This is a genomic window from Methylobacterium oxalidis (genome assembly GCF_007992195.1).
GTDB classification, from domain to species: domain Bacteria; phylum Pseudomonadota; class Alphaproteobacteria; order Rhizobiales; family Beijerinckiaceae; genus Methylobacterium; species Methylobacterium oxalidis.
In genome coordinates, this window is the sequence record NZ_BJZU01000286.1 from 1 (window position 1) to 1,303 (window position 1,303).

Here is a 1,303-nt window from a genome sequence, read left to right on the forward strand (position 1 = left end):
CAGGCGGCGCAGAACCTCGCGATGCGCGAGGGACACCCCCAGCTCCAGCCCGGCCACCTGCTCAAGGTCCTCCTCGACGACCCCGAGGGCCTGTGCGCGGGCCTGATCGACCGTGCCGGCGGGCAGTCCCGCGTGGCGCTCGCCCAGGCCGAGGCCTGGATGGCCAAGCAGCCCAAGGTCTCGGGCAACGCGGCGCCCCCGCAGGCGACGCGCGAGCTCGTGCGCCTGTTCGACACCGCCGAGAAGGCCGCCGAGAAGGCGGGCGATTCCTACGTGACCGTGGAGCGCCTTCTCCTCGCGCTCGCCGTGGAGAAGGACACCGAGGCGGGCCGCGCGCTCGCCGCCGCGGGCGTCACCGCCGCCTCTCTGAACGCGGCCATCAACGCGCTCCGCAAGGGCCGCACGGCCGACAACGCCAGCGCGGAGAACGCCTACGACGCGCTGAAGAAGTACGCCCGCGACCTCACCGAGGCGGCGCGCGAGGGCAAGCTCGACCCCGTGATCGGGCGCGACGAGGAGATCCGCCGCACGATCCAGGTCCTGTCCCGGCGCACCAAGAACAACCCCGTGCTGATCGGCGAGCCCGGGGTCGGCAAGACCGCCATCGTGGAGGGGCTGGCGCTGCGGATCGTCAACGGCGACGTGCCGGAATCGCTGCGCGACAAGTCCCTCCTCGCCCTCGACATGGGCGCGCTGATCGCGGGCGCGAAGTACCGCGGCGAGTTCGAGGAGCGCCTGAAGGGCGTGCTCTCCGAGGTGCAGGCGGCCGAGGGCGGCATCATCCTGTTCATCGACGAGATGCACACGCTCGTCGGCGCCGGCAAGGCGGACGGGGCCATGGACGCCTCGAACCTCCTGAAGCCCGCGCTCGCCCGCGGCGAGTTGCACTGCGTCGGCGCCACCACGCTCGACGAGTACCGCAAGCACGTGGAGAAGGACGCGGCGCTCGCCCGGCGCTTCCAGCCGGTCTTCGTGTCCGAGCCCACCGTCGAGGACACGGTCTCGATCCTGCGCGGCATCAAGGAGAAGTACGAGCAGCACCACGGCGTGCGCATCCAGGATTCGGCGCTGGTGGCGGCCGCCACGCTCTCGAACCGCTACATCACGGACCGCTTCCTGCCCGACAAGGCGATCGACCTCGTCGACGAGGCGGGCTCGCGCCTGCGCATGCAGGTCGATTCGAAGCCCGAGGAGCTCGACAACGTCGACCGCGAGATCGTGCGGCTGAAGATCGAGGCGGAGGCGCTGAAGAAGGAGTCGGACGCCGCCTCCCGCGACCGCCTGCAGCGGCTCGAGAAGGAGC

1 protein-coding gene is annotated in these 1,303 nt (G+C 71.4%); it reads left to right on the forward strand.

The features are described 5' to 3' along the window. Positions 1–1,303 (forward strand): Clp protease N-terminal domain-containing protein (locus MOX02_RS30590; protein ID WP_147029508.1); only part of this gene is annotated, 1,303 nt, incomplete at both ends.